Source organism: Streptomyces sp. FXJ1.172, from assembly GCF_001636945.3.
GTDB lineage: Bacteria > Actinomycetota > Actinomycetes > Streptomycetales > Streptomycetaceae > Streptomyces.
The window spans coordinates 872,572-896,433 of record NZ_CP119133.2; the positions used below are offsets into that span (position 1 = coordinate 872,572).

General features: G+C 69.8%; 23 protein-coding genes and 2 pseudogenes. 12 read left to right on the forward strand and 13 right to left on the reverse strand.

The window, feature by feature from the left end:
- Positions 1-60 precede the first annotated feature (60 nt).
- The 4 genes from A6P39_RS04245 to A6P39_RS04260 all read right to left on the reverse strand — a co-directional run bounded on the left by A6P39_RS04245 (position 61) and on the right by A6P39_RS04260 (position 3,129).
- A complete protein-coding gene (locus tag A6P39_RS04245) occupies positions 61-399 on the reverse strand; it encodes a MarR family transcriptional regulator (RefSeq protein WP_275883802.1) in 339 nt (112 codons plus the stop codon).
- A 354-nt stretch (positions 400-753) separates the two neighbouring features.
- Positions 754-1,317 carry a TetR/AcrR family transcriptional regulator gene (locus tag A6P39_RS04250; RefSeq protein ID WP_079133096.1) on the reverse strand — a complete coding sequence of 188 codons (564 nt, stop codon included), beginning with the start codon at positions 1,315-1,317 and terminating at the stop codon, positions 754-756.
- 224 nt (positions 1,318-1,541) lie between these two features.
- The gene (locus tag A6P39_RS04255) at positions 1,542-2,933 is read right to left on the reverse strand and encodes an Asp-tRNA(Asn)/Glu-tRNA(Gln) amidotransferase GatCAB subunit A (protein ID WP_067039288.1); all 1,392 of its coding nucleotides are present in this window, start codon (positions 2,931-2,933) and stop codon (positions 1,542-1,544) included.
- Positions 2,920-3,129: a hypothetical protein gene (locus A6P39_RS04260; RefSeq protein WP_067039287.1), complete on the reverse strand. Its 210-nt coding sequence runs from the start codon at positions 3,127-3,129 to the stop codon at positions 2,920-2,922. Before A6P39_RS04260 ends, A6P39_RS04255 begins: the two co-directional genes overlap by 14 nt.
- Before the next feature lie 131 nt (positions 3,130-3,260).
- Between A6P39_RS04260 and A6P39_RS04265 the strand changes: the two genes are divergently transcribed.
- A complete protein-coding gene (locus A6P39_RS04265; RefSeq protein ID WP_067039286.1) occupies positions 3,261-4,523 on the forward strand; it encodes an MFS transporter in 1,263 nt (420 codons plus the stop codon).
- A 24-nt stretch (positions 4,524-4,547) separates the two neighbouring features.
- Entirely contained in the window at positions 4,548-5,462 is a 915-nt protein-coding gene (locus A6P39_RS04270; protein ID WP_067039285.1) for an MBL fold metallo-hydrolase, read from the forward strand.
- A 113-nt stretch (positions 5,463-5,575) separates the two neighbouring features.
- On the opposite strand, the pseudogene A6P39_RS04275 reads toward A6P39_RS04270, so the two are convergent.
- Positions 5,576-6,256, reverse strand: a pseudogene (locus A6P39_RS04275) (oxidoreductase); the annotation flags it as partial.
- A 347-nt stretch (positions 6,257-6,603) separates the two neighbouring features.
- Here A6P39_RS04275 and A6P39_RS04280 point away from each other — a divergent pair.
- The 6 genes and pseudogenes from A6P39_RS04280 (at position 6,604) to A6P39_RS04305 (ending at position 10,114) form a co-directional block, all read left to right on the forward strand.
- Complete coding sequence (locus tag A6P39_RS04280) at positions 6,604-7,074, forward strand: helix-turn-helix domain-containing protein (RefSeq protein ID WP_234378695.1); 471 nt, start codon at positions 6,604-6,606, stop codon at positions 7,072-7,074.
- Complete coding sequence (locus A6P39_RS04285) at positions 6,957-7,463, forward strand: MmyB family transcriptional regulator (RefSeq protein ID WP_234378694.1); 507 nt, start codon at positions 6,957-6,959, stop codon at positions 7,461-7,463. The genes A6P39_RS04280 and A6P39_RS04285 overlap by 118 nt, the downstream gene beginning before the upstream one ends.
- 1,046 nt (positions 7,464-8,509) lie before the next feature.
- Positions 8,510-8,932, forward strand: a complete 423-nt coding sequence (locus tag A6P39_RS04290) for a hypothetical protein (RefSeq protein WP_067039284.1) — start codon at positions 8,510-8,512, stop codon at positions 8,930-8,932.
- A 57-nt stretch (positions 8,933-8,989) separates the two neighbouring features.
- Positions 8,990-9,166 (forward strand): annotated as a pseudogene (locus tag A6P39_RS04295) (transposase); the annotation flags it as partial.
- A 193-nt stretch (positions 9,167-9,359) separates the two neighbouring features.
- Positions 9,360-9,935, forward strand: coding sequence for an RICIN domain-containing protein (locus A6P39_RS04300; RefSeq protein ID WP_067039283.1), 576 nt, complete (start codon positions 9,360-9,362; stop codon positions 9,933-9,935).
- Between the two features lie 26 nt (positions 9,936-9,961).
- Positions 9,962-10,114, forward strand: coding sequence for a hypothetical protein (locus tag A6P39_RS04305; protein WP_159395920.1), 153 nt, complete (start codon positions 9,962-9,964; stop codon positions 10,112-10,114).
- A gap of 127 nt (positions 10,115-10,241) precedes the next feature.
- Here the strand turns inward: A6P39_RS04305 and A6P39_RS04310 are convergent, their stop codons facing one another.
- On the reverse strand, positions 10,242-10,868 hold the full coding sequence (locus A6P39_RS04310; RefSeq protein WP_067039282.1) for a TetR/AcrR family transcriptional regulator: 627 nt from the start codon (positions 10,866-10,868) through the stop codon (positions 10,242-10,244).
- Positions 10,869-10,967: 99 nt separating this feature from the next.
- Between A6P39_RS04310 and A6P39_RS04315 the strand changes: the two genes are divergently transcribed.
- The 3 genes from A6P39_RS04315 to A6P39_RS04325 all read left to right on the forward strand — a co-directional run bounded on the left by A6P39_RS04315 (position 10,968) and on the right by A6P39_RS04325 (position 12,606).
- On the forward strand, positions 10,968-11,621 hold the full coding sequence (locus A6P39_RS04315) for a CatB-related O-acetyltransferase (protein WP_067039281.1): 654 nt from the start codon (positions 10,968-10,970) through the stop codon (positions 11,619-11,621).
- 435 nt (positions 11,622-12,056) lie between these two features.
- Complete coding sequence (locus A6P39_RS04320; RefSeq protein ID WP_067039280.1) at positions 12,057-12,392, forward strand: DUF6400 family protein; 336 nt, start codon at positions 12,057-12,059, stop codon at positions 12,390-12,392.
- Positions 12,373-12,606, forward strand: coding sequence for a hypothetical protein (locus A6P39_RS04325; RefSeq protein WP_067039279.1), 234 nt, complete (start codon positions 12,373-12,375; stop codon positions 12,604-12,606). Before A6P39_RS04320 ends, A6P39_RS04325 begins: the two co-directional genes overlap by 20 nt.
- Before the next feature lie 236 nt (positions 12,607-12,842).
- Here the strand turns inward: A6P39_RS04325 and A6P39_RS04330 are convergent, their stop codons facing one another.
- From A6P39_RS04330 to A6P39_RS04340, 3 genes are all read right to left on the reverse strand, one after another.
- Entirely contained in the window at positions 12,843-15,215 is a 2,373-nt protein-coding gene (locus A6P39_RS04330) for a NucA/NucB deoxyribonuclease domain-containing protein (protein ID WP_067039278.1), read from the reverse strand.
- Between the two features lie 354 nt (positions 15,216-15,569).
- A complete protein-coding gene (locus tag A6P39_RS04335; protein ID WP_159395919.1) occupies positions 15,570-15,893 on the reverse strand; it encodes a hypothetical protein in 324 nt (107 codons plus the stop codon).
- 315 nt (positions 15,894-16,208) lie between these two features.
- Complete coding sequence (locus tag A6P39_RS04340; protein ID WP_267893282.1) at positions 16,209-16,337, reverse strand: hypothetical protein; 129 nt, start codon at positions 16,335-16,337, stop codon at positions 16,209-16,211.
- 116 nt (positions 16,338-16,453) lie between these two features.
- Here A6P39_RS04340 and A6P39_RS04345 point away from each other — a divergent pair, with 116 nt between their 5' ends.
- Positions 16,454-19,267: a tetratricopeptide repeat protein gene (locus A6P39_RS04345; protein ID WP_067039276.1), complete on the forward strand. Its 2,814-nt coding sequence runs from the start codon at positions 16,454-16,456 to the stop codon at positions 19,265-19,267.
- Between the two features lie 41 nt (positions 19,268-19,308).
- Here the strand turns inward: A6P39_RS04345 and A6P39_RS04350 are convergent, their stop codons facing one another.
- The 4 genes from A6P39_RS04350 to A6P39_RS04365 form a co-directional block, all read right to left on the reverse strand.
- Positions 19,309-20,652: an endonuclease domain-containing protein gene (locus A6P39_RS04350; protein ID WP_067039275.1), complete on the reverse strand. Its 1,344-nt coding sequence runs from the start codon at positions 20,650-20,652 to the stop codon at positions 19,309-19,311.
- A 261-nt stretch (positions 20,653-20,913) separates the two neighbouring features.
- Entirely contained in the window at positions 20,914-21,573 is a 660-nt protein-coding gene (locus A6P39_RS04355; protein ID WP_067039274.1) for a DUF5825 family protein, read from the reverse strand.
- Positions 21,574-21,617: 44 nt separating this feature from the next.
- Complete coding sequence (locus A6P39_RS04360; RefSeq protein WP_067039273.1) at positions 21,618-23,591, reverse strand: RiPP maturation radical SAM C-methyltransferase; 1,974 nt, start codon at positions 23,589-23,591, stop codon at positions 21,618-21,620.
- A gap of 97 nt (positions 23,592-23,688) precedes the next feature.
- Positions 23,689-23,811 carry a hypothetical protein gene (locus A6P39_RS04365; protein ID WP_256257095.1) on the reverse strand — a complete coding sequence of 41 codons (123 nt, stop codon included), beginning with the start codon at positions 23,809-23,811 and terminating at the stop codon, positions 23,689-23,691.
- Positions 23,812-23,862 lie beyond the last annotated feature (51 nt).

The following is a 23,862-nucleotide window of genomic DNA, read 5'->3' on the forward strand; positions in this document are numbered from 1 at the left end:
GGCTCAGGCATGGCACACCCTCCGTCCCTTCGGGCCGGGCTCGATGATCACGGTCGCCGATCAGAACAGGTCGGCCAGCCGCTCGATCAGCGGCGCCGCCGCTTCGAGAGTCGCGACTTCTTCGGAAGTGAAGGACGCCGCCATCGCCGCGGCCATCCTGTCGGCGACGGCGCTGCGCTCGGAACTCAGCACGGCCCGGCCGCCATCGGTGACCGTGAGCAGCCAGCGACGCCCGTCAGCGGGATCAGCGGTACGGGCCACCAGCCCACGGCCTTCCAGAACCGCGACCGTGGCACCTATCGCCTGGGGAGTGATCTGCTCACGCCTGGCCAGTTCCGCAGTGGTGACCGGACCCAGCCGTTCGAGCCGCGAGAGGGCCGTCAGCTGCGGGCCCGTCAAGTCTCCTTCGCTCAGCGCTTCGTGACTGCGGCGCCTGAACGCGCTGATGCTGATCCGCAACCGCGTGGCAACCCCGATCAGCGCGGGGTTCGACTCGAGGGTTTCGGCGCGGACGTCCGATGCTCGTGAAACCATATTGGAAGGCTAAGCTTGCAAAGTTCACTTTGCAAGGCTGACCTTCCAATAGAGTCAGCTGTCCGCTGCGGCGTCGTCCGCATCAAGCGGATCCAACAATCACGGAAGCGATGTGGGATGACCCGGTCTGCCGTCGGCGCATCAGAGCGACGCATCAGGTGGTGCGGAAAGCGGCGGCCATCCGGGAGCGACCGACGTCGATCATGCAGCTTCTCGAGGTCACCGTCCGGTCGGGCCGAGGATTCCTGCCACGAGCCCGCGGGCGTACGCGGCGTCGAGCCCGTCCGGGCGGAAGAGGATGCGGTACATCAGCGGAGAGACGACGCGGTCCATGACCGTCTCGACGCCGGGTGTCTCCTCGCCGCGTTCGGTCGCGCGGGTCAGGATGATGTCGATCTGTTCGGCGGCGTAGGCGGAGCACTGGCCGGCGTTGCCGCCGTCCGGGTCGCCGAGCAGGGCGTCCCGGATGTAGGCGCGGCCGGCGGGAGAGGACATCTCGTCGAGGAACTGCTCGGCCCAGGCCGTCAGATCAGGTGTCAGGGCGCCGTGGTCCCTGGGCGCGGTGTCGGGTCGCAGGCGCTCGACCGCCACGTCCGACAACAGCTCCTGCAGGTCTCCCCATCGGCGGTAGATCGTCGAGGGGGTCACGCCCGCGCGTTGGGCGATCATAGGTACGGTCAGGGCGTCCCGGCCCACTTCCGAGACGAGTTCGCGTACGGCGGTGTGCACCGAGGCCTGGACCCGGGCGCTGCGCCCGCCGGGGCGCACCATCTGCCTGCTCATGGAACCCCACCTTAATGCAAATTCGTTGCGTCTAGCGATCCGTCCACCTCCGCGTGACCCACTGGCCGGGCCGGTCGCCCGTCTGCGGGGCGAGATCTGCGGTGCGGTCTGTCCGCTCCATGACTTTGGTGCCGTCACTGCTCGGGCACTCTTGGGAGCCGAGGCGGAGCCGGGCGGCGTCTTCGGCCCGGCCGGAGTGATGCGGCCGCATTCCCGTCATTCGTTCACGCCGCGCGCGCGAGGTCACGGGCGGGCTGGGTCTGCTCGTAGGCGTGGCCGACCCGCAGGAGCACGCTCTCGCCGAAGGGCATTCCGAGGAGTTGCATGCCGATCGGCAGGCCGGCCGCGTCGTGACCGACCGGCAGGGACAGGGACGGCACTCCGGTGATGTTGGCGGGGGACGACAGGCGCACATAGGCGTCGGAGACGCCCTCGATGGTGCCGTCGGCCCAGGTGATGGTGTCCTGGCCGGCTTCGACGGCGGTCGCGGGGACGGTGGGTGCGGCGATCACGTCGACCTCCTGCAGCATGCGGGCCCATTCCTGCCGCATGAGGGCGCGGGAGCGCTGGGCGCGAAGGTAGTCACCGGCGGGCATCAGTTCGCCGGCCTCGAGGAGGATGCGGACGTCGTCCTGGTAGAGCTCGGGGACCGTGCGCAGGGTGCCCTGATGGTAGGCGGTGGCCTCGGGCACCATCAGGCCCCACTGGGTGGCCTGGATGTAGCGGGCCATGGGAACCTCGACCTCGACGAGGCGTGCGCCGAGGGCCTGGAGGCGGTCGATGGCACGTCGGACGGCGGCTTCGATCTCCGGGTCGATGTGGTCGAAGTAGTAGGTGCGCGGCACGCCGACCCGCAGCCCTGTCAGGTCCGTGTCGGCGATCGGCCGGTAGTCCGTGGCGGATGTGGGCAGGGAGGCGGGATCGCGCGGGTCGTGTCCGGCCAGGGCGGTCAGGACCACACCTGCGTCCTCGACGGTGCGGGTGATCGGGCCGACGTGGTCCAGCGACCAGGACAGGGACGTGACGCCGTGGCGGGGTACGAGGCCGTAGGTCGGCTTGAGGCCGACGACCCCGTTGAGCGCGGTGGGTACCCGGATCGATCCGCCCGTGTCCGTGCCCAGGGCGAAGGTCGCCATGCCCGAGGCGACAGCGACGGCTGATCCGCCGCTGGAACCGCCGGCGACCCTGCTCCGGTCCCAGGCATTGCGGGTCTGCGGGGTGGTCAGTCCATAGGCGAACTCGTGGGTGTGGGTCTTGCCGACGAGGACGGCCCCTGCCTCCCTCAGGCGTGCGGCGACGGTGCTGTCGGCCGGCGCGCGGTGGCCGGCGCGGACCCGGGAGCTTGCCGAGGTCGCCGTGCCGGCGACGTCGATCAGGTCCTTCAGGCCCATGGGGATGCCGTGCAGCGGACCGCGGTAGCGGCCGGCCGCGATGTCGCGTTCGGCTTCCTCGGCGGCCCGGCGGGCGTGCTCGGCGACGACGGTCACGTAGGCCTGAAGGTGTGGCTCCAGGTGGGCAATGCACTGAAGGACGGAGTCCGTCAGCTCGACGGAGGACAACTGCCGTTCCCTGATCGCGTCGGCGGCTGCGGTCAGGGACAGTTCATACGGCTGCATCGCGCTTCTCCTCTCCCGCGCGGTAGGCGGAGGCGGGCGGGGTGTCCCCGAAGTCCAGCTCCCGCAGGACCGCGACGACGGAGTGGATGTGATTGGCAACGGCCGCGACCGAGGCGTGGCGATCGGCAGGCAGCGGGAGCCCGGCGCGGGCAGCCCAGCGGGCCGCTTCTGACGTGGTGAGTTCTGCGGCGGACATGGACGTTCTCTCCTCGGGGCTGGAGCGGCGAAGCAAACCCATGACGTCAAAAGCTAAGAGTTTGCGTTAGTCGACTGTAGGGCCTACGGTGACTTAAAGCAAACCCGTTGCGTTTAGCGCCAAGGAGTTCCATGCCCACCGCCACACCACGAGCACCCGCGCAATGTCCCCGCCAAGTCGTCCACAGCCGCACGACCAACCGCGCGGCGCCCTTCGCCCTGAACGCCTCGGTCCTGGCCGCCCTCCTCGCGGCATCCAGCGCACCCACACCGCTCTACCCCCGCTACCAGGACGCCTGGGACCTGTCCGCGCTCACCATCACCGTGGTCTTCAGCGCCTACTCCCTGACCCTGCTGCTGGCCCTGCTCACCACCGGAGCGCTCTCCGACCACCTGGGTCGACGCCCCGTACTGGTGGGCGCCCTGCTGGTGGAGGCCGCCGCCATGGTGCTGCTGGCCTCGGCGGACGGCGCCGGTGCGCTGATCGCCGCCCGTGTCCTGCAGGGAGCGGCCACCGGCACGGCCACCAGCGCCGCGGGCGCGGCCCTCCTCGACCTGGAGAACCCCTGGCGCCCGGGCCGGTCCGCCCTGACGAACAGCATTGCTCCAGTGACGGGCATGGCCGCCGGCGTCCTGGCCTCCACCCTCCTCGTCCATTTCGCACCCGCCCCCACGGTGACTGTGTACGTCGTGCTGGCGGTCCTCTTCGCAGTCCAGGCGGCCGTGATCCCGTTCACCGCGGAGACGGCCCGCCCGCACGCCGGTGCCCTGCGGTCGCTGCGCCCCGCACTCGCCGTGCCACTGTCGGCACGCCGCGCCCTGCTGGCGGCCGGCGCCGGTGTCGTCGCCATCTGGGCCCTGGGCGGCTTCTACTCCTCTCTCGGGCCGGCGCTCGTGCGCCTCGTGGCTCCCGGCGCCCCGCAGGCGGTCGGCGGAATGGTCTTCTTCACGCTCACCGCCGCGGCGGCACTCACGGTGTGGACACTGAGGCGCACTGCGCCGCACGTCGCCGCCACCGGCGGAAGCCTGGCCGTCATCCTGGCCACGGCCTTGACGCTGAGCGGTCTGCACGGAGCAGGCCTGCCCGCCGTCTACGGCGGCGCCGCCCTGGCCGGAATCGCCTTCGGCGCCGTCTCCCAAGCGGCGCTGCGCATGACACTCGCCTCACTCCACGCGCAGGACCGTGCCGCGACCCTGGCCGCCTACTACATCCTCAGCTACCTCTCCATGAGCCTGCCCGCCATCGCCGCGGGCGCCGCCACCCAGCACTACGGGCTGCGCACGACCGCCCACGCCTACGCCATGGCCGCCGCCCTGCTCGCCGTCGCGGCTCTGGCAGCACTGGCCGCGTCGCGGCGCAGAGCAGCCCACAGCACACACAACGACCTTCCGTAACGAGACCAGGAAAGACGACTGATCATGAGCACTCCACCGGCCACCGACCCCACCGCCATCCCCTCCTGGACCGTGGGCGGCATCACTGTCCACCGCATCGACGAGGTTCTCCTGCCGCCCGCGACCGGAGCGTGGCTGCTGCCCGGCGCCACCCCGGGCCTCGTCGCCGAACAGGACTGGCTGCGCCCCCACTTCGCCGACGACGAGGGCGTCCTGCGCCTCGACAGTCACAGTTTCGCGTTCACCGTCGGCGGGCTGCGCGTCCTGGTGGACACCGGCATCGGCAACGGCAAGCAGCGCGCCAACCCCGCCTGGCACGACCTGGACACCGACTACCTTCAGCGTCTCACCGCCGCCGGATTCCCCCCGGACTCGGTCGACCTCGTGATCCTCACCCATCTGCACGCCGACCATGTCGGCTGGAACACGCAGCAGGTGAACGGTGAGTGGGTTCCCACCTTCCCCAAGGCCCGTTACCTGACCTCCCGCACCGAGCGGGAGTTCTGGGCCGGGTACGACATGGAGGAGGCACGCGCGCAGATGTTCCGGGACTCCGTGATCCCGGTGGAGGAGGCAGGGCTGCTCGATCTTCTCGACGTCCCCGCCCGGGGCGCCGACGTCGCCCCGGGCCTGCGCCTGCTCCCCACCCCCGGCCACACTCCCGGCCACATCGCCGTCGAGCTGACCAGCCACGGCCGGACGGCTCTGATCACCGGCGACTGCATCCACCACCCCGTCCAGCTCGCCCACCCCGCCATCGGTGCCTGCGTCGACATCGACCCGCAACAGTCCAAGACCTCGCGTCGCACACTGCTCGCCTCACTCGCCGACACGGACACTCTCGTCCTGGGCACCCATTTCGCACCGCCCACAGCCGGCCATGTCGTCACCCATCAGGGCGCCTACCGGCTCTCGCCCGTCCCCGCCGACTCGCACTGAGCCGACGACGGTCCGGACCGTGCCAGGACAGTGCTCCCGCGCGAGCTGAACTGCTCGCGCTGGGCTCTCTTGGGCCCAGCGGTGTTCTCATCCCCTGGTCTCGCTGTCGGCCTTCACGCCTGCTCCAGGTCCGCGCTTCTGGTCAGTGTCTCGTTGGCATCGATCTCGCCTCGCAACCGGTCCAGGCGAGCGCGGGCGCCGGCGAGCGCATCCGAGCCGAGGAGGAGCCGCAGCGGCGGCCTCTCGGTATCCACGACGGCGGCGATCGCTGCTGCGGCGCGGACGGGGTCGCCGGGTTGGCGGCCGGAGACCGCCAGGGTGGAGGACCGGCGCTTGCCCGCCGTCTCCTCGTAGTCCGGCAGCCGCGTCTTCGACTGCCGCATCGAGGTTCCGGCCCACTGGGTGCGCAGGCCGCCGGGCTCGGCGATGGTGACCGCGATGCCGAGGGGGGCGACTTCCGCGGCCAGCGACTCGGACAGCCCTTCAAGGGCGAACTTGGTGGCGTGGTAGTACCCGGTCGCGGCGAAAGCCGCGAGACCGCCGAACGAGGAGATGTTCACGATCCGCCCCGAACGACGGGCCCGCATGCCGGGCAGCACCGCCTTCAGGACCGTGACCACGCCGTGCACGTTGGTGTCGTACAGGTCCCGGACAGCGGCGTCTTCGCCTTCCTCGATGGCGGCGAGGTAGCCGTAGCCGGCGTTGTTGACCAGGACGCCGATGCGCCCGAACTCCTTCTCGCACGCCTCGACGGCCGCCGTCACCGACTCGGGGTCGGTGACGTCCAGCCGGAGGACGAGCGCGGTCGCCGTAGGGGGCGGCGAGTCCGGTCACGCTCGCCGCGTCGCGGGCGGTGACCGCGACCCGGTCGCCGCGCTTGAGGGCATGCTCGGCCAAGGCCCCGCCCAGCCGCTCGAACATCCGGTGATCAGCCACACCGGCGCCCCCTCGGTGGCGCCGGCGGCAGGGGTCGATGCATCGGGTATTGCAATGGCTCCGTTCGTCATGTCCTGATTGCAGCAGGGCTTCGGTGCGGGTGCCACGCCCCCTTGAGGGTGGCTCTCGGAGGGTCAGGTTCGGCGGTGTCGGCCGCGAGCGGCACGGCACGGGGTGGCATCCGGCGCCGGTAAAGTCCAGCTGGATGGCTCATGACGACAACCAGGACGACAACCGCCTCGGCTCCTTCCTGCGCAGCCGCCGAGAGCGGATCGACGCCTCCTCCGCCGGCGTTGTCAGCCACACACGGCGCCGGGTCAAGGGACTGCGCCGTGAGGATTTGGCGCTGCTCGCGGGCGTGAGTCCCTCCTACTGCACCCGCATTGAGCAGGGCCGCGACCGGCACCCCTCCCGCGAGATCCTCGAAGCACTGGCCCGCGTGCTGCGCCTGGACGACACCGAGCGGAGCTACCTCTGGTCCCTGGTGGCGCCGTACTCGCACCGGCGGCTGGCAGCGGCCCGGCCCCGGTCGACACCCTGCGGCCGGGAGTATCGGTGTTGCTGGAGCGGTGGGTCGACCTGCCCGCCATCGTCGTCGGTCCCCGTCGCGACGTACTGGCCGGCACCGCCCTCGCGGCCCGGGTCAACCCGGCCTGGAGCCCGGGGCACAACCTGATCGAGTTCACCTTCCTCGACCCGCGCGCCCGGGTCGTGTACCTCGACTGGGAGGACATCGCCATTCAGGCCGTCGCCGGTCTGCGCACCACCGCAGCGGGCCGGCCCGCAGAACTCGCTGGATTCGTGGCGAGCATGCGCGAACGCAGCGAGATGTTCCGCGCCATGTGGGACTCGCACGACGTGTACGACCGCGTCGCCGGCCAGAAACGGCTCGCGGTCGAAGACGTCGGTGTCCTCTCCCTCGATTTCGAGACGTTCGCCCTCGCCGGCCCGGAGGGGCACGTGCTGTACGTGTACTTCCCGCGCCCCGGCAGCAAGGACGACGCGGCACTGCGGCTCCTTGCGGCAGAGAGGCGTGCGGCGAAGGAAGACGAGAGTCGGCCGTAGCGCCCGGTCGCCGGGTGTCGGTCATGCCGGCGGCCGCGGTCCGCTCCCACCCGCACCGTTCGTTGATCTTGTCGTAGACCGATCCCGGCTCCGGCCCGCACCCACAACGGACGGCTGAGGCCGGTCCCCTGCCGACCCAGGTAGACGGCCTCCAGCCGCAGCCACGGCCCGGCTGGCGTACGCGCGAGACTTCCCACCAGACGACGGGCAGGGCGCCGTTGGCCTCGGCGTGTGCGGCCGACACCAGACGGCAGCGGATGATGGCACACCGGAGCGGGGCCGGCCTGGGCGTGGTGAGCCGGGCGCTGCCTGCTTCTTCCGTCGAGGACGCCAAGGTCCGGTGCGGATGGGGATACGGCGCGCACAGTGCGGCGCGTGGGCGGGGCAATGGTGGGGCCGGTGACGTTCGGTGCCGCCTGTGCGCGGCACGGCGGTGCGGGGCCGGAGGCGGGTCGTGCGCTGTGCGCCGCGGTGGGATCGGGTGTGCGCGGCATGCGAAGTGGCAACTGGACTCGGACGCCGACCAACCGGCAGTCGTCCGCGACGCTGAGGAGCAGCTGGCTCAGCCGCGCGGGGTACGGACCGGCCCAACCGCCGACATCGGCCCAGGCGCTTGTACGCAACCTCGGGCACGTGCGGGACCGTCAGACAGGCCTGGCAGCGGACCGTTGTGGTGACGGTGAACGCGGGGGTCCCTGGAAGGAGTGGCCCGCAGCTCCCAGTTGACGGTGCCGGCGTCCATCTCGTCCACGCGCGGCGGCGAGTTCGGCCAGCACCTCCGGCAGGCCGGGGTCGTCGATCACGGAGACGGGAGGGGGACGGCTGACCTGGCACTAGGACGAATCTAGGACGGCCGACGGACCCGCGTCCGTAGCGTCACCGTAGCGGTGCTCACCGAAGCCCAGTGGGCGGGCGATGTGTGCGGAGCGTGCCTTCGGATCGCCCCCCTGCGGTCTTGACGCCCTCACCAGGGCGTTTGCACCTGCACGACGAAGCTACCCCTATGCGGGCGTGACCAAGCCCGACCATCGAAGGGACTCAAGACGGTGACCATACGTAGAACGCTGGCAGCGGCGGCAGTCGCCACGGCCGCCCTCTCCACCCTGGCGCTCGGCGCCGGCAGCGCCGATGCGGCGACCTCCGGCACGTACTGCGGCGCGACCCAGCAGTTCGACGGGGACGTCTATGCGCAGGCTTGCCTCACCATCAGCGGCTACTCCGTCTTCCCCTCGCTGCACGTCACCAACCACGGCGGCCACACGATCACCGGCGTCGTCTGGGTGAACCACAACGGCAACTACGAGGACTACACCACCTGCTACGGCATGACCGCGAGCGATCCGGGGTCCTGGTGCAGCTCGGGGTGGGACGGGATCGGTGCGGGCGGCTATGCCCAGGCACAGGCGCAGCTGGTCATCGACGGCAGCTGGTCCGGCAAGATCTACTCGCCCTCCGAGTACATCGGCTAGCCAGGACTTGTCCGGCCGATCACGTGACTGTCTGTTGTTCGGCTCATTGATGCGTGCGTGAGGCGGGGCGGTTCGACGGATACGGAGTGGGCTCGGCCGCGGCTGTTCCTGCCGGTCAGCAACGGGCGTTGTGGCCGGTGGCGGCATCATCGGCGGGTGATCGACGGGATCCTGCCCCGGATGCGGACCGGGGTGCGATGGCGCGATCTGCCGGAGCGGTTCGGTCCGTGGAAGATGGCCATGCAATCAATCGCGGTGAGCCGGCAGGGGCCGACCGGCGAGTACGGGCTTGTGTGGGAAACGAGACTCCATACGGCCCACCCGAGGCAGCCCGATCGGGCCGCTCCGCGCGAAGCCGGCCCAAGCGGCGCACACAACGGGAACCAGCGGCCCCATCACGGGCCGCGACCACACTCAGGGGGAACACATGCTCAAGCCCGGTACGGCCCGACGCGCCATCGCCCGCACCGCCGCCACCGTCGCACTCGTCGGCGGTACCGCACTCACCGGGACCAGCACGGCGCACGCGGCAAGCAACCCCTTCGCCTGGTACATGGGTTACTCGTACACGTTCGCGTCGTGGTACGACCAAGGTTGCCTCGATGACTCGGACGCCTACGGTCTCCGCAGCTACCCATGCAACACTCCCAGCATCGAGAACGGCTACCAGAAGTGGAAGGTGATCAACTGGAGCAGCGGCTACGCCCAGCTCCAGAACCAAGCAACTGGTCGATGCCTGGACTGGTCCCCGGGTGCCGGGCTGCGGACGTTCCCCTGTTACGCCGACAGCTTCACCGGCGGCTGGCAGGAGTGGAAGTGGGTCAACCGGACCACAGCCGACGGCAGGCAGGAGGAGGTGCTGCAAAACGGCCGCTGGCAGGACGGTGAAGCGTGGCAGTGCCTGGACGACTCCGCCTACGGGGTTCGCGGTTACCCGTGCAATGGCCCGTCGCAGGACAACGGGTATCAGGGCTGGAACATCTCCAACTCGACCTGGGCGTGAAGCAAACTGGTGCAGCCTGGTCGTGCTTGCAGCCCACGCCAGAGGTCACCGGCGGCGGCACCAAGAACACCGACGACACCACGGACATCGTGACCGAGGCGCAAGCAGTCGAGGACCAGTCGACCGCCGAGGAGCCACCCGCGGCGGAGACCAGCGAAGTCGAGGCGCCGAGCGAGTGACGTGACAGCTCGCGGGAGGCTGGTGACTACTGCCTCCCCTGCATGCGTGCGACAAGGGAAGTGCCTGCCCGACCTGCCCGGCGTTCGTCACCGACGCTTCCCACCAATCCGCTCCGGAACGGCACGATCACACGCTCTCTTCCCGACGGACGCAGAAGGCACCCGCGGCAGCCGCCAGGACTGCCGCCTCCGCGGCCCGTTTCGGGAGTTGCGGCTCCGGATCGGCACGCAGGAGCACTAGCTGGTGGTAGAGCGGCGCCGTGGCGGCGATCAGCAGGCTCCGCGCGTCCGTGTGCTGTGCGGGGAGTTCACCGCGCTCGATGGCGCGCTCGACGAGGATCTCGCACTGGGCGTACCGGTCCGTCCACAACCGCGTCTGGGCCCGCGCGGCCTCTTCGGAGTGGAACGAGGCGGCCATCAGGGCGATGGCGAACGACGGCTGCAGGACCAGGGATTCCTGGATCTCCTGATTGAGGGCCGTAAGATCGCCGCGCAGCGAGCCGGTGTCCGGCGGCTGCCAGTCGATCTCGCCGGCGGCGTCGATGACGTCGACGAGCAGGCCGCCGACATCGCGCCAACGCCGGTAGACCGTGGCGCGGTGCACTCCGGCCCGCGCCGCGACACGCTCCATCGTGAGTCCTTCGTGACCGCCTTCAGCGAGTTCGGCGCGCACCGCATCGAGAACCTGGGCGCGGATGCGGGCGGTGCGACCGCCCGGACGGCGGTCCGACGTCGTGTCCAGTGGGTCTGTCATCGGCAATCAGTATCCGGTTGATCAAGGCGGCAGGGCTGTGCCAGCATCTTAATGCGACAGTTGTCGCTCTAGGCTCATCCGAGAGGAACCGTCTCCACGATGCCGCCCGCTACCGCCGACCCCACCGTGCTCCACCCGATGCCCGAGCACCCGCGCGTGGTTCTGCTCAAGCCGCTGGTGAAGTCGCCCCTGATCGAGGTCGGTGACTTCTCCTACTACGACGATCCGGAGGACCCGACCGCGTTCGAGACGCGCAACGTCCTGTACCACTGCGGGCCCGAGCGGCTTGTCATCGGCAAGTACTGCGCGCTGGGGACGGGCACCCGGTTCATCATGAACGGCGCCAACCACCGCATGGACGGTCCTTCCACCTTCCCGTTCCCCGTCATGGGGGGCTCCTGGGCGGAGCACTTCGACCTGATCACCGACCTGCCCGGCCGGGGCGACACGGTCGTCGGCAACGACGTGTGGTTCGGCCACGGCGCCACGGTCATGCCCGGCGTACGCATCGGTCACGGCGCGATCATCTCCGCCGGCGCCGTGGTCACCGGCGACGTCCCCGATTACGGCATCGTCGGCGGCAACCCCGCTCGGCTCATCCGCACCCGCTACGACGCTGCGGACATCGCCCGGCTCCTGGCCGTGGCGTGGTGGGACTGGCCCGTGCAGTACATCACCAGGCATGTACGGACGATCATGTCGGGAACCGTCGCGGACCTGGAGGAGGCCGCCGCGCAGATCGACCAGCCCTGACACCGCGGCCACGCATGTCCGGGACTTCGCCAAGCACGACAGCGAACCCTCGCCCGCTCGAGGTCCTCACCAGGAGACTGCTGCTGGACCGGCTGGAGCGCCGGCGAAACCGGTGGCCGAACACCGCGAACCTCCACCTACTGATCAACAACCAGACCGCCACCAGGACCAGCCGCGCCAGCAACCACTGGATCAGCGCCTCGATGCGCGGCAGGCTGGGACGCTGGCGCGGCCCTGTGTCGACCGGCAACTCGAAGAGTCCCTGCCCCGCGGGCCCGACGCGCGCCACCTCGCCGACGTGTTCGGGCTCGGTGAAAGGTCGCACCGTCCTCCGTGCTGCAGTACAGGGCGATCGCCACTCTGTGACGCAGGGCTCCTGTGACTCCGCGCACTCTCCCTTGACCGTAAGGGGGTATTTATCTAATTTCCCACGACATGACCCCCCATGATCCGACCCCTGAGACGCCGCACCGGAACGAGCCCGCTCGCACGCCGGACGCCACCGAGCCGCCCTCGCTCGCCTGCTTCGACCTCGACTTCACCGCCCACGAGATCGAGCGGCGCGCCCAGGTTCTCGCCGCCCTCGGCCCGGACTGGGACCCCGTCGAGGCGCTGCGCGGTGAGGAGCAGGCGTACGACCTGCTGTACGCCGGTCTGAATGCCGAGCAGCAGCGCCTGTACGACGACCTGGTCACGGCGGGGGTGCTGCCGCGGCGCGCGGGCAGCGACGGGCGTGGCGGCAGTGACGGCGATGACCGTGCTGCCGCTTGATCCACAGGCCGATCCCGGCCGCCGCGCGTGGGCGGCCTGCCCGAACTGCGCCGACGAGCGCGGCTGCGAGCCCTGCGCGGCACGCCGCAACTGCGCCGCACACTGGCGCTACCTGCTGTCGAGCACCGGCAGGCTGCTTTGCCTCCAGTGCCCGGCCTGCACCCACGTCTGGGTGCACGACAGCGGCTTCGGCGCGACTTCCTCGTCACTCTAGACCGTGTCGGGCAATCGTTCCCGAGTGGGTTGGTTCTCCAGACACTTGACGTTGTCTCATCCGAGTGACGTCGCGCCGTCTCCCCGCACGCCTCCGAACGGCACCGGAAGACTGCACCAGGAGCCCTCGGAAAGTCCGCGGTGTGGCGTCACATGATGTGACGCCAGCTGCATGGTGCCGACCACACCTGGTGCAGCGGCGGATGCCACGGGACCTGCCGCTGCACCAGTTGACGTTCAGGCGAACTGGCCGCCGAGGTCGTGCCAGCCGGACCAGCCGCTCCTCGTGTCCCACACCTTCTGGTCCGCGTGACCGTTCGAGCCGCGTCCGAAGACCTGGACCTGTTCCCCGTACTGGATGGCGGAGAGGTCGCCGACGATGTAACCGCCGAGGTCGTTCCAGCCGGACCAGCCGGTCCTCGTGTCCCACACCTTCTGGTAGGCGTGGTGGTTCGGGCCGGTGCCGAAGACCTGGACCTGTTCCCCGTACTGGATCACGGACAAGTCGGTGATGAACTGGCCGCCGAGGTTGTTCCAGCCGGACCACCCGGTTCCGGTGTCCCACACCTTCTGGTAGGCGCGGTTGTCCGGGCCGGTACCGAAGACCTGGACCTGTTCCCCGTACTGGATCGCGGAGAGGTCGCCGACGAAGCTTCCGCCGAGGTCATTCCAGCCGGACCACCCGGTCTGCGGATCCCACACCTTCTGGTAGGCGTGGTTGTTGTCGCCCACCCCGAAGACTTGCGCCTGTCCTCCGTACTGGATCGCGGTGACGTCGCCGGCGAAGCTTCCCCCGAGGTCGTTCCACCCGGACCAGCCGGTGCCCGGGTCCCATACCTTCTGGTAGGCGTGGTGGTTGGGGCCGCGTCCGAAGACCTGGACCTGATGGCCGAAGGAGATCGCGGACAGGTCCCCGATCAGGTTGCCACCCAGATCCTTCCAGCCGGACCAGCCGTTCCCCGCCGTCCATACCTTCTGGTAGGCGTGCAGGTTCGGGCCGTGCCCGAAGACCTCCACGTTCCCGTCGACAGCGACCGCGGAGGAGTCGCCGACGATGTATCCGCCGAGATCGTTCCAGCCGGACCAGCCGTGTCCCGTCACGTACCGGTCGGCGGACTCGTGCCGGTTCGTGGCGTCGCCGAAGACGTCCATATCCTGCCCGGCCTGCACGGGAGTGAGACGGCCGATCGGGGCGGTGCCGGGCGAGCCTTCGACGGGGATGAAGAACGGGTCGCCGTCCAGGATGCGGTCATTGGTGTACCAACGGCCGAGCCGCCTTCCCGCTTCGCCGTTGTCTCCGTTCTGGCCGCCGGTGACCCAAGCGGCTGACCACCAGTTCTTGTACTTCAGTGCGTCGTAGCGGTAGCGGGCGGAACCTTCGTAAGTGGAGGCGAAGGGGTATTCGTCGCACTCCCACACGCCCCTCGACGGTTTCGGCTCCATCCACTGGCTCTTGCAGAAGCTGCTGGTCTCGGAACGGTTCGCTCTGGAGCGGTCATTCTGGTACTGCCCCGATCCCGGCGCCAAGCGATGGACAGGGTCGCTGGGCACGGCTCCGGCCAGGTGCTTTTGGGGAGCGTAGGGGTCGGTTGCGGCCGGGTTCGCGCGGGCGCCGCGGATGTGCTCGGCGACATCGTGGATGGCGTTGTCGTCCTCGTTGTAGGACATGCCGGGACGGGCGCGGTCGAAGACCGAACCGAGCTGTTCGGTCGGCGAGTTCGGTGCGAGGTACCAGGCGCTGTCGAACCGCATGCCGCCCTCGGGGCCGTCGGCCTGGCTGACCGGTTCGAAGCCGGGGAGGTCGACGTTGATGTGGATCTGGAAGACGCCGGAGGCGATCTGCGGACCTGCGAACGGGCCTGGGGTGTACGCGTCGGACACCAGGTCCATATGGAACTCGTCGTCCTGCTTCAGCAGGGGGATGAAGGCGGTGCGGCCATTGCCGTCACCGATGTGGCAGGCGCTGTCGTCACGCTCGTGTTTTATGTAGCCCTTGCAGCTCATGGTGATGGTCAGGAAGCCGTCGAAGGTGTAGACGCCGGTGACCTTCAGCGGGGTGAAGTGGATGCTGAAGTGGGCCCATCGGTCGCTTGTGCCCTGATACCCGCCGATCTTGCCGTTGCCGTAGATCCAGGGGGTCGCGACCAGGTGGCCGACGACGTGGCAGCCGCTCAGGTCGTCGCATTCATGGGCGAACCGGACGTAGGCGAAACTGTTGCAGTACGAGTAGCGGTTCTTGATCCACCCGATGGACCGTGTGGCGTCGAAGATGTGGGCCTGGCACTCGGCCGGGGTCGCGTAGTCGTACGGATCGGCAGGCTTTTGTCCGTTGGGGAAGCGGGAGCTGCTGACGACGTACGAGGGGTCTGGTCCGTTGGCCCTGGCTCGAGGTGTGGCGGCAGCACCGGGTTCGCCGACGGCCCGGTAGCCCATCTTCCTCAGCGTGGCCTCCGAGTCGGTGGCGGCGATGAGGTGTTGGGGTGAGCGCAGCAGGCTCGGGTCGGTGATGATGTAGGTACTGACGACCTTGCGGACCTTGTGCACCGTATGCCCGGTGGATGCCGACGCAGCGGTGGGCCAGGCCAGCAGCAGCACCGCGACGAAGATCAATAAGGGTCTCGCGAAGCGGGAACGTAACAAGACTCTCCCCAGTCTGTGTCGGTGTCGTGGCTGGGGCAGGGAGAAAGCAGAAACCCCCAGGCGCCCGGACTCGGGAGGAATTACCGGTGGGGCATGTCCCGCGCGCCATCGTGGGCAGACCGTCAACCCACCACCAGTTGTACCTGTGCGCCGACAAGTATGACCGGGACGATAACCTCCGGCAGAGAACTACCAGGTTCTTTACAAACGGAACCGGGCGATAGGCCCTGGGATCGCACAACCAGTACGATTCTCCATCCGCCCGCGGTTACCGTGATGCTCGTATGTGAGCTTGCACCCACCCGGTGGGTGCAAGCCGATACGTCAGCGGTTGTCGATCCAAAAATCGACCAGCGTCGCGCCGTAGTCAGCGCAATTCCAGCCGAAGGCCCAGTACCCTTGTCCGACCCATGCGCCGTGGTAGATAACACCGTTGGAGCATTCGGTCACGGCCTGGGATTGGCCGTAGTCGACCAGTACATTTGCGCTCCACTTGTAGTCGTCCCAGTAATACGTGGGGACGTTACCCACATGTGCCGAGGCGGACGGCGCGGAAAGCGCAAAGCTCGCAGCGATCAAAGCTGCGCCGACAACCGGCGCTCTGAAGCGCCTGGCATTCGCTGCCATCCTTCGTTTGAGCTGGTGCATTGAGATCCCCTCTCGTCAAGGGCGCGTCGCGGTGAGCCCCGCTACTGTGACGCTACGGACGCGGGTCCGTCGGCCGTCCTGGATTCGTCCTAGTGCCAGGTCAGCCGGAGGATCGGCGCTGATCGCGGCGGCAGGTCGTGCGGAAGCAAGTCCTGCGGAAACAGGTCGTGCGGATGCAGGTCCCGCTGGCAGCCGGTGCGGCCTTGACGGACGAGCGCGTTGACGACCTCCCGCGTCTCGTAGCGGCCCTGGTGGCCGCTGACCCGGACGGTGTGCGGCTTTCCACGCAGCGATCGCCGGGGCGGTGAGTGCTCCTCAGCACATGAGGGCGGCGGAGTACGTGGCGCCGTCCAGCCGGGCGAGTGTGCCCGCGGCCGCGGCGGCCAGGAATGCGACCACGACGACCAGGGCGGCGGCGAGCAGGACGATGGCGATGCGGTTCACGGCGATCTCCCAGGTGATTGCGGGATGTTGACGTGATCGAAGGTCGCGGAAACGGTGTTCACCATGGTCCGGCCGAACGATGATGAACACCGTTGAACACAGGGCTGGGGGTCCATGTGAGCAGGGAAGAAGACGAACGCGCGGCCGCCCTCGTCGAACTGCGCAGGCGGCTGGATGACGGACTGGCTCACAGGAGGCTGACCAAGACCCAGCTCGCCGCCCGGACGGGGCTGGGGCGCACGACCCTCCAGGCGGCTTTCCAGCCCGGCGGGCCCGTTCCGTCCGCCGCGACTGTCGCGGCACTGGCCGGCAAACTGGGCCTGCCGGTGGAGGAGTTGCTGGAGCTGCGACGGGCTGCGGCTGGTGAGGCCGGTCGGGTGCGTGCTGGGCAGGAGGCGCCGGGCAGGCCGATCGGGCAGTGGGATCCTCACGATCTGGAGGTTCATCCCGCCGCGACCGTCAGCGCCACAGCCGGCTCCGGTTCGCGCCCGCAACGGGCGCTGCCCGGTTATGTGTGCCGCGCCCACGACCAGGTCCTGGCGGCGGCGGTGCGGGAGGCTTCGGAGGGCCGCAGCCGCATGCTGGTCCTGGTCGGATCGTCTTCGACCGGCAAGACGCGGGCATGCTGGGAGGCTGTCCAGCCGCTGGCCGCCGAAGGGTGGCGGCTGTGGCACCCCCACGATCCCAGCAGGGCCGCGGCCGCACTCGCCGACCTCGACCGTGTGGCGCCCCGCACGGTGGTCTGGCTCAACGAAGCCCAGCACTACCTCGGCAGCCCCCGGACCGGCGAGCGCATCGCGGCCGCCGTCCACACCCTTCTCACCCACCCCGACCGCCGGCCGGTCCTCGTCCTGGGCACCCTGTGGCCCGAGTACGCCGACTCCTACACGGTCCTGCCCCGACCCGGTGAGCCCGACCCGCACAGCCGGGTCCGCGAGCTCCTGGCCGGACACACCGTTACCGTCCCCGACGCTTTCGGCCAGGAAGCGCTCCGCGCCGCCACCGCCCTCGCTCAAGGAGGCGACCGGTTCATCACGGACGCCCTCACTCGCGCCCACGCCCACGGGCGGCTCACCCAGGAACTCGCCGGGGCACCCGAACTCCTGCGCCGCTACGAACACGGCACCCCGGCCGCCAGAGCCCTGCTGGAGGTCGCGATGGACGCCCGCCGCCTCGGCGTCGGACTCCGCCTCCCGCAGTCCTTCCTCATCGACGCCGCCACCGACTACTTCACCGACCACGACTACGACCAGCTCACCGAGGACTGGGCCGAAGCCGCCTTCGCCCACCTCGCCCGCCCCGTCCACGGCACACAAGCCCCCTTGCGCCGCAGCACCACCCGCCCCGCGCGCCGTCCCCCGGGCGCTCCGGCAGGGGCCGCCACGCCCGTCCCGGTGACAGGACCGGGCTTCCGCCTCGCAGACTACCTCGAACAACACGGCCGCGGCGGGCGCCACAGGCTCTGCCCGCCCGCCTCGTTCTGGCACGCCGCCCACGCCCATCTCACCCACCCCGACGACCTGAATAACCTCGCCACCGCGGCCAACGGCAGACACCGCTTGCAATGGGCCCATCACCTGCGGCACAAGGCCGCCGACGCCGGCCATCCGGATGTCCTGTTCAAGCTGGCGTTGATGAAGGAGGAGGCCGGAGACCGGGAGGGGGCCGAAACCCTCTACCGGCGGGCCGCCGACGCCGGTTTTCCCGAAGGCCTGGCCGAACTGGCGCAGTCGCGGGAGGTGGCCGGCGACCTGGAGGGTGCCGAAACCGTGGCCTGGCAGGCTGCCGAAGCCGGCTACGCCAAGGCCCTGACCGACCTGGCGCGGCTTCGGCATGAACTCGGGGACCGGGAAGGCGGCGAGATCCTGGCCCGGCAGGCTGCCGAAGCCGGCCATACCAAGGCCCTGACCGACCTCGCCCACTTGCGGCAGTTGGCCGGGGACCCGGAAGGCGCCGAAAGCCTCTACCGGCAGGCCGCCGGAACAGGGGACCCGGGCGCTCTGGCCGACCTGGCACAATTCCGGCGCGAAACCGGTGACCTGGACGGCGCCGAAAACCTCTACCGACAGGCCGCTGACGCCTGCGGCCCCGGCGCTCTGGCCGACCTGGCCCGAGTGCGGCACGGGGCCGGGGACTGGGAAGGCGCCTACCTCCTCGCGTTGCAGGCTGTCGACGACGGCTGTCTGGATGCGCTGGACACCCTGGCGCGGATACGGGAGACGGCCGGGGACCAGGAGGGCGCGGAGATCCTGGCCCAAGAGGCTGCCGAAGTCGGCTACCCCAGCGTCTTGTTCGACCTGGCGCGGATCCGGGAGGAGGCCGGGGACCGGGAAAGCGCCGAAGCCCTCTTCCAGCAGGCAGCCGACGCCGGCCGCCTGGATGCGCTGGACACCCTGGCGCGGATACGGGAGACGGCCGGGGACCAGGAGGGCGCCGAGACCCTGGCCCGGCGGGCTGCCGGAGCCGGCCGCTTCGGCGCCTTGTTCGACCTGGTGCGGATCAGGGAAGAGGCCGGGGACCGAGAGGGCGCCGAGCGCCTGGCGAGGCAGGCATTCGAAGCCGGCCGCTCCAGCGCCTTGCTCAACCTGGCGCGGATCAGGGAGACGGCCGGGGACCGGGAAAGCGCCGAAACCCTCTACCAGCAGGCAGCCGACGCCGGCGACCCGGGCGCGCTCGCCGGCCTGGCAAGGATGCGGGAGATGACCGGCGACCTGGCAGGCGCCGAATCCCTCTACCGGCAGGCTGTCGGCGCCGGATATCTGCCTGCCCTGGACATCCTGGCGCGGATACGGGAGGCGGCCGGGGACCCGGCAGGAGCCGAAGCCCTCAACCGGCAGGCAGCCGACGCCGGTCGGCCTCCTCACGACATCAAGAAGAGATGGCCCTACGGACTGGACCCGGACGGTACGCCCACTCCCCCCTGGCCCTGAATGCGAGGTGACGTCGGGGTGTCAACTCTCCCGGTGCTCGCTCAGAAGAGTGCCAGGCCCTCGCCGCTGGTGTCCGCGATGACTGGCCGGGACTGGGCAGGGAGCCCGTCCAGGCGGTCAGGACCGGCTGCGGCGGCCACGGCAGGGGCCGTCTCGGCCAACCAGGCACGAAACCGCTCGGCGGCTTCCCGGTAGGGGACTTGCGCCAGGACACGGTGCTCGCCGGAGGGGCAGAAGTCGACGGCGACAGTGAGCAGGCAGGAACGGGGCGCGTTCTGACTCCCCGTCCAGGACACGCGCAGGACACCGCAGGGCTTGCGCCCACGGGGGGCGCGGTGGGTCGGGCGCAGCGATCGGCAGGCTATGTGGGCGGTCCACGCGGCGAGGTGCGGCAGGGGCAGGGTGGTGCGTGCGCGACAGCCGGGGCAGCGGTGCCAGTGGCGAAGCCAGTGGCCGGTGTCGGTGTCGAAGAGGCGTGTGTAGCGGTTCGCCACGCGGATGTCGTTGCTGTACAGATGGTCGGGGCGTTCCTGTGTGTTGCAGGACTGGCAGACGGGGGCGCGGACGTAGCCGTGTTCGTGGCAGTGGTCGAGGACTGCGGCGGGCGCGGTGCGGCAGACGGCGCACGACCACCCGGCCACCTTGCGGGAGGTACCGGGCTTCCTGCTGAGCACCGAGTACAGCTGGCCTGCCAGCTCTCCGTTGTACGGGCGCGGTGAGGCGGTGGGGCCCTCGGGGTTCGTCGTCCGCCGACTGTCGGTGTCTTGGGCCCGTGGGGGGTGGGAGGGCGGTTCGGTGGCGGCTGCGCTTGCCCGGCGGGTCCGCGCGGCTTGCACCCACTGCGTCTCGGTGTGCTCGGCCGCGTCGAGCAGCCTGACCACAGCGCGCGGCAGCCACCACGTCCGCTGCGTATCGTCGCGGGTCCGCTCCACGAGCATCTGTCGCCAGTCGATCCCCGCCAGGTGGTACGGTCGGCCGGCTTCAGGTCGTGCAGCGCGCTCGGGGCCGCTCAGCCCCTGCAGTTCCCCCATGACGCGCCGGCGCCAACGCAGCAGCGTTTCCTCGCTGCACTCCCCCGTCGGCGCCCCACGAAACGGACCGATGCGGACCAGGTCCTGCCGATCCATCCCCACCGCGTTCAGTTCCGCGGCCGCCCGGCGCACCTCATCCTCCGGAACACTCCACTGACCGCCGCTCGCCCTCACCGTCGCCACCACATGGGCGCCGAGCAGGACGTGCCCCACCCGGGCGACGGCAGGAGAGCAGGTCAACGCCCGGGAAACCGTCGGCACAGCGCTGTCGGCCGTCAAATCGGCCCACAAAGCGTCCGCAGCACCCAGGGGCATCAGGCCGTCCGTACGACCAGGCATGGCACGCTCTGACATACCGACAGGCTAACGGCTACGTAGCCGTGCCTGCCCTGCTCGTGGTAACCAGGGAAGCTGTGCAAGCGAACTCGCCCGCCGGGCCGTCGAACTGCGGCAGATGACCGCGTCGTGAACTCACCGAGGAGTGGCGCCACCGCCAGGCGTGGCTTCAGGCGATCCGGCCGTCCCGCGTCCGGTGCTGAGAACGCGGGCGCGGGCCCGCCGTCGCTCCGCCGGTCCTTGTGTCGTGCCGTGGAGTGTCCGTGCTCGGTGGTGCGCCTATACGGCCATGGCCTCCTGCAGCCAACGCGATACGCGGTAGGGCAGCCACCAGGCGAGGTCGTCGGTCCGCAGGACGAGGTGTTCGGCGGTGAGTTCCTCGAGGATGTCGTGGGGGATGTCGGCGGGGCGGGCGCCCCGGTCGAGCCGCGCGATCGCCGCGGGGTAGCGGGGGTCGTCCGCAGTGAAGCGGCGCAGGTCGCCCCAGCGCCGATCGCGGATCTGCACGAAGCCCGGCCCCTGACGCCAGAGCAGTTTGCACAGGTAGTGGCGTGTGCGCCAGGCGTGGAGGGCGGTCTCAGCGTCGGCGGGGCCGGCGACGGTCCGGGGCGGGTGCAGATGGGACAGTACTTTCCACAGATGATCGGCCTGGTCCGGCGGCAGGCGCAGGTCCCAGTCGATCTGGACGGCTCGGGCCGTGAGGTCGCGGATCAGGCAAAGCCGGTCGATCGCCGATCGGGCGGCCGACGGTCCCGGCGCGGCGAGGTCGACCGGAGCGTCGATCTCGGCCCGCCGTACCCCAAGGTCCCACAGCCGGGGGGCGTCGCTCGCATCGGAGACGAGCGGTATGTGTCCCAGTGACATGCCGGGCAGTGTCCGAATGTGTTCGTCATGGTCGCGCCAGCCCTGGACGGTCGCGCGAGGCGTGGTGAATGGCATGGTCGGTTCCTTGTCGGTGGCCGGAGCAGGTCCGTGGGCCGAGGTCAGGGCAGCGCGGGTGCCGGTACGGCCCGGTCCTCCACGGCCCGTTCCTCCACGGCCCGTTCCTCGGCGGGGTCGGGCAAGGGGCGTGCGTGCACGTGACGCATGTAGTCCAGGCGGAGCAGCTCCTGGTTGACTGCGGCCGGAGCGATGTGGACGTACTGACCGGCGTCGGTGAAGGTCACGCCGAGCGTCGTCCATTCGTCCAGCAGGGCCTGCACGTCCTGCAGGGTGTGATGGGCCGACGCCAGGTCCGCGGTCGCCTTGCGGTGCAGGGCCGTGGGAGAGTGCGGCTGGTCCAGCAGACGGAACACGGCGACGGCGAAGGGGTCCGTCAGGCACAGGGTGTGCCAGGCGAACGAGCGGCGCCGGCTGACCAGCATGATGCGGTCTCCGAGGTCGGCGTGGGTGAGCCTGGCATCGGTGTGGTGCTTCTTCCATGCGGCGATGCCCTCGTTCAGCTGGGTCACCGTGGGTTCGCCGATGCCGCGTTCCGGTGCTTGGAAGACGTAGGCCAGGTCGTGGAGTTCCTCCTCGGGCAGGTCGTAGGTGAACAGGTAGTGCTCCTCGGGGCGTAGCCCGGTGAAGCCCAGTTCCGGCCGGTTGAAGTACGGGCTGAAGCGTTCGATGGCGATCCGGGCGGACAGGTCGACCGGCGGGTTGAGGTGCTCCAGCGCGGGCAGTTGGCGGATCACCGGGGCATAGTCGTCGGCGGTCTCACCGGGGAAGCCGTGCAGGTAGTTCCAGGAGACGGACAGTCCTGTCTCGGCCGCGTCCCGGAGCATCCGCACGTTCTGGCACCCGCTGACGCCCTTGTCCATCAGATCGAGTACTCGGCTGTTGAGGCTCTCGATACCCGGCTGGACGTAGATCAGACCGGCATCGGCGAGGATCTGCAGCTGCGGGCGGCGCATGTTCGCCTTGATTTCGATGTGCATGCGCAGGTCGTAACCGCTGTCGATGATCCGCGGCAGCACGGTGGACAGGTAGCGCATGTCGAGGATGTTGTCGACCACGTACATGTCCAGGACGCGGTGACGCTCCGCCAGGTCCATGATTTCCTGGTAGAAGGTGTCGGGGCTTTTGCTGCGGAATTCCATGAACGAGCCGTTCAGCCCGCAGAACGTGCAGTGGTGCTTCTCCCCCCACCAGCAGCCGCGGGCGCCCTCGACGACCAGTTTCGGCTCGACCCAGTTGCGCGCCACGGAACCGGCGAGGCGTTCGAAGTACCCGCTGTAGTCGGGAGGGAGGATCGCCGTCGGCGGCAAGGGGCCCGCCGGCATCGGGTTCGCGACCGAGGAAGTCCCGTGGGCGCGGTGGCACAGCCCCGCGATGTCGGTGAGGGCAGCGCTCGGCGACCCGTCCCGCAGCGCTTCGAGCAGGCGGGGGAAGGCGTCCTCGCCCTCACCGCGTATCACGAAGTCGACGAAGGGGAAGTTGCGGTGGACGGCTGCCCCCTGCTCGGCGTCGCAGTTGGCGCCGCCCATGACCGTCACGATGTGCGGGGCGAGCCGCTTGATGTGCCGGGCGGCGGCCAGAGCGGCGGTGTTCTGCTGGAAGGTGGACGTCAGCCCCACGACGTCGGGGGCCAGGTCCACCACCCGCCTCGCGACTTCTTCCACGAACTGCGGGACCATCGCGTGCAGTTCACGGGTCACCTGCATCCGCTTGGAACGCAGCTTGCCGGACATCGCCCGGGTGAACTCGGCGTCCTTCCAGGCCGGATCGTCGTACAGCGCGCTGGAGAACACCCAGTCGCCGCAGCCGAGGAAATAGGAGGAGAGCGCGTAGTACTCGTAGTCCTCGGCGGAGAACTCGGTGCGCCGGGTGATCCAGTCGGTGAAGTCCAGGTTGGCGTGCAGCACGTCGCACGTCGCCCCGGCGACGCGCTCGTCGACGCTGCGTTTGAGGATGCCCAGGGCGAGGGAGGGCAGGTCGATCGGCGACCAGGGCATGTTGAGCAGGAGAACGCGCACGGTGGGCTCCTTGTGGCGCGGCGGGGCAAGGTAGTGGCAGGACGGTGGACGGGGGCCCGGCCGGCCCGCGTGCTCGGCGGGCCGGCCGGGCCGTCGGTCACTCCTCGTCGCCGCCCTCGTCGGCGTTGCGGAACGGCACGGTGATGGTGATGCCGATGCCCGGCTTGCGGTTCTCCTCGTCGCCCGCGAGCGGGTCGTTGTGGATGATGTCCTTCTGCACGGTGCTCCTCCTTCTGCGAGTGGGATGGTGCTGTGCCGCCGGTCCCGCTGT

Excerpts from the sequence above, each read along its gene's own strand:
- A6P39_RS04315 (WP_067039281.1), top strand. The coding sequence starts at position 10,968 with ATGCCGCCCGCTACCGCCGACCCCACCGTGCTCCACCCGATGCCCGAG.
- A6P39_RS04255 (WP_067039288.1), bottom strand. The coding sequence starts at position 2,933 with ATGCAGCCGTATGAACTGTCCCTGACCGCAGCCGCCGACGCGATCAGG.
- A6P39_RS04260 (WP_067039287.1), bottom strand. The coding sequence starts at position 3,129 with ATGTCCGCCGCAGAACTCACCACGTCAGAAGCGGCCCGCTGGGCTGCC.
- A6P39_RS04335 (WP_159395919.1), bottom strand. The coding sequence starts at position 15,893 with ATGCACCAGCTCAAACGAAGGATGGCAGCGAATGCCAGGCGCTTCAGA.
- A6P39_RS04300 (WP_067039283.1), top strand. The coding sequence starts at position 9,360 with ATGCTCAAGCCCGGTACGGCCCGACGCGCCATCGCCCGCACCGCCGCC.
- A6P39_RS04280 (WP_234378695.1), top strand. The coding sequence starts at position 6,604 with ATGGCTCATGACGACAACCAGGACGACAACCGCCTCGGCTCCTTCCTG.
- A6P39_RS04270 (WP_067039285.1), top strand. The coding sequence starts at position 4,548 with ATGAGCACTCCACCGGCCACCGACCCCACCGCCATCCCCTCCTGGACC.
- A6P39_RS04310 (WP_067039282.1), bottom strand. The coding sequence starts at position 10,868 with ATGACAGACCCACTGGACACGACGTCGGACCGCCGTCCGGGCGGTCGC.
- A6P39_RS04265 (WP_067039286.1), top strand. The coding sequence starts at position 3,261 with ATGCCCACCGCCACACCACGAGCACCCGCGCAATGTCCCCGCCAAGTC.
- A6P39_RS04325 (WP_067039279.1), top strand. The coding sequence starts at position 12,373 with ATGACCGTGCTGCCGCTTGATCCACAGGCCGATCCCGGCCGCCGCGCG.
- A6P39_RS04320 (WP_067039280.1), top strand. The coding sequence starts at position 12,057 with ATGACCCCCCATGATCCGACCCCTGAGACGCCGCACCGGAACGAGCCC.
- A6P39_RS04355 (WP_067039274.1), bottom strand. The coding sequence starts at position 21,573 with ATGCCATTCACCACGCCTCGCGCGACCGTCCAGGGCTGGCGCGACCAT.
- A6P39_RS04350 (WP_067039275.1), bottom strand. The coding sequence starts at position 20,652 with ATGTCAGAGCGTGCCATGCCTGGTCGTACGGACGGCCTGATGCCCCTG.
- A6P39_RS04250 (WP_079133096.1), bottom strand. The coding sequence starts at position 1,317 with ATGAGCAGGCAGATGGTGCGCCCCGGCGGGCGCAGCGCCCGGGTCCAG.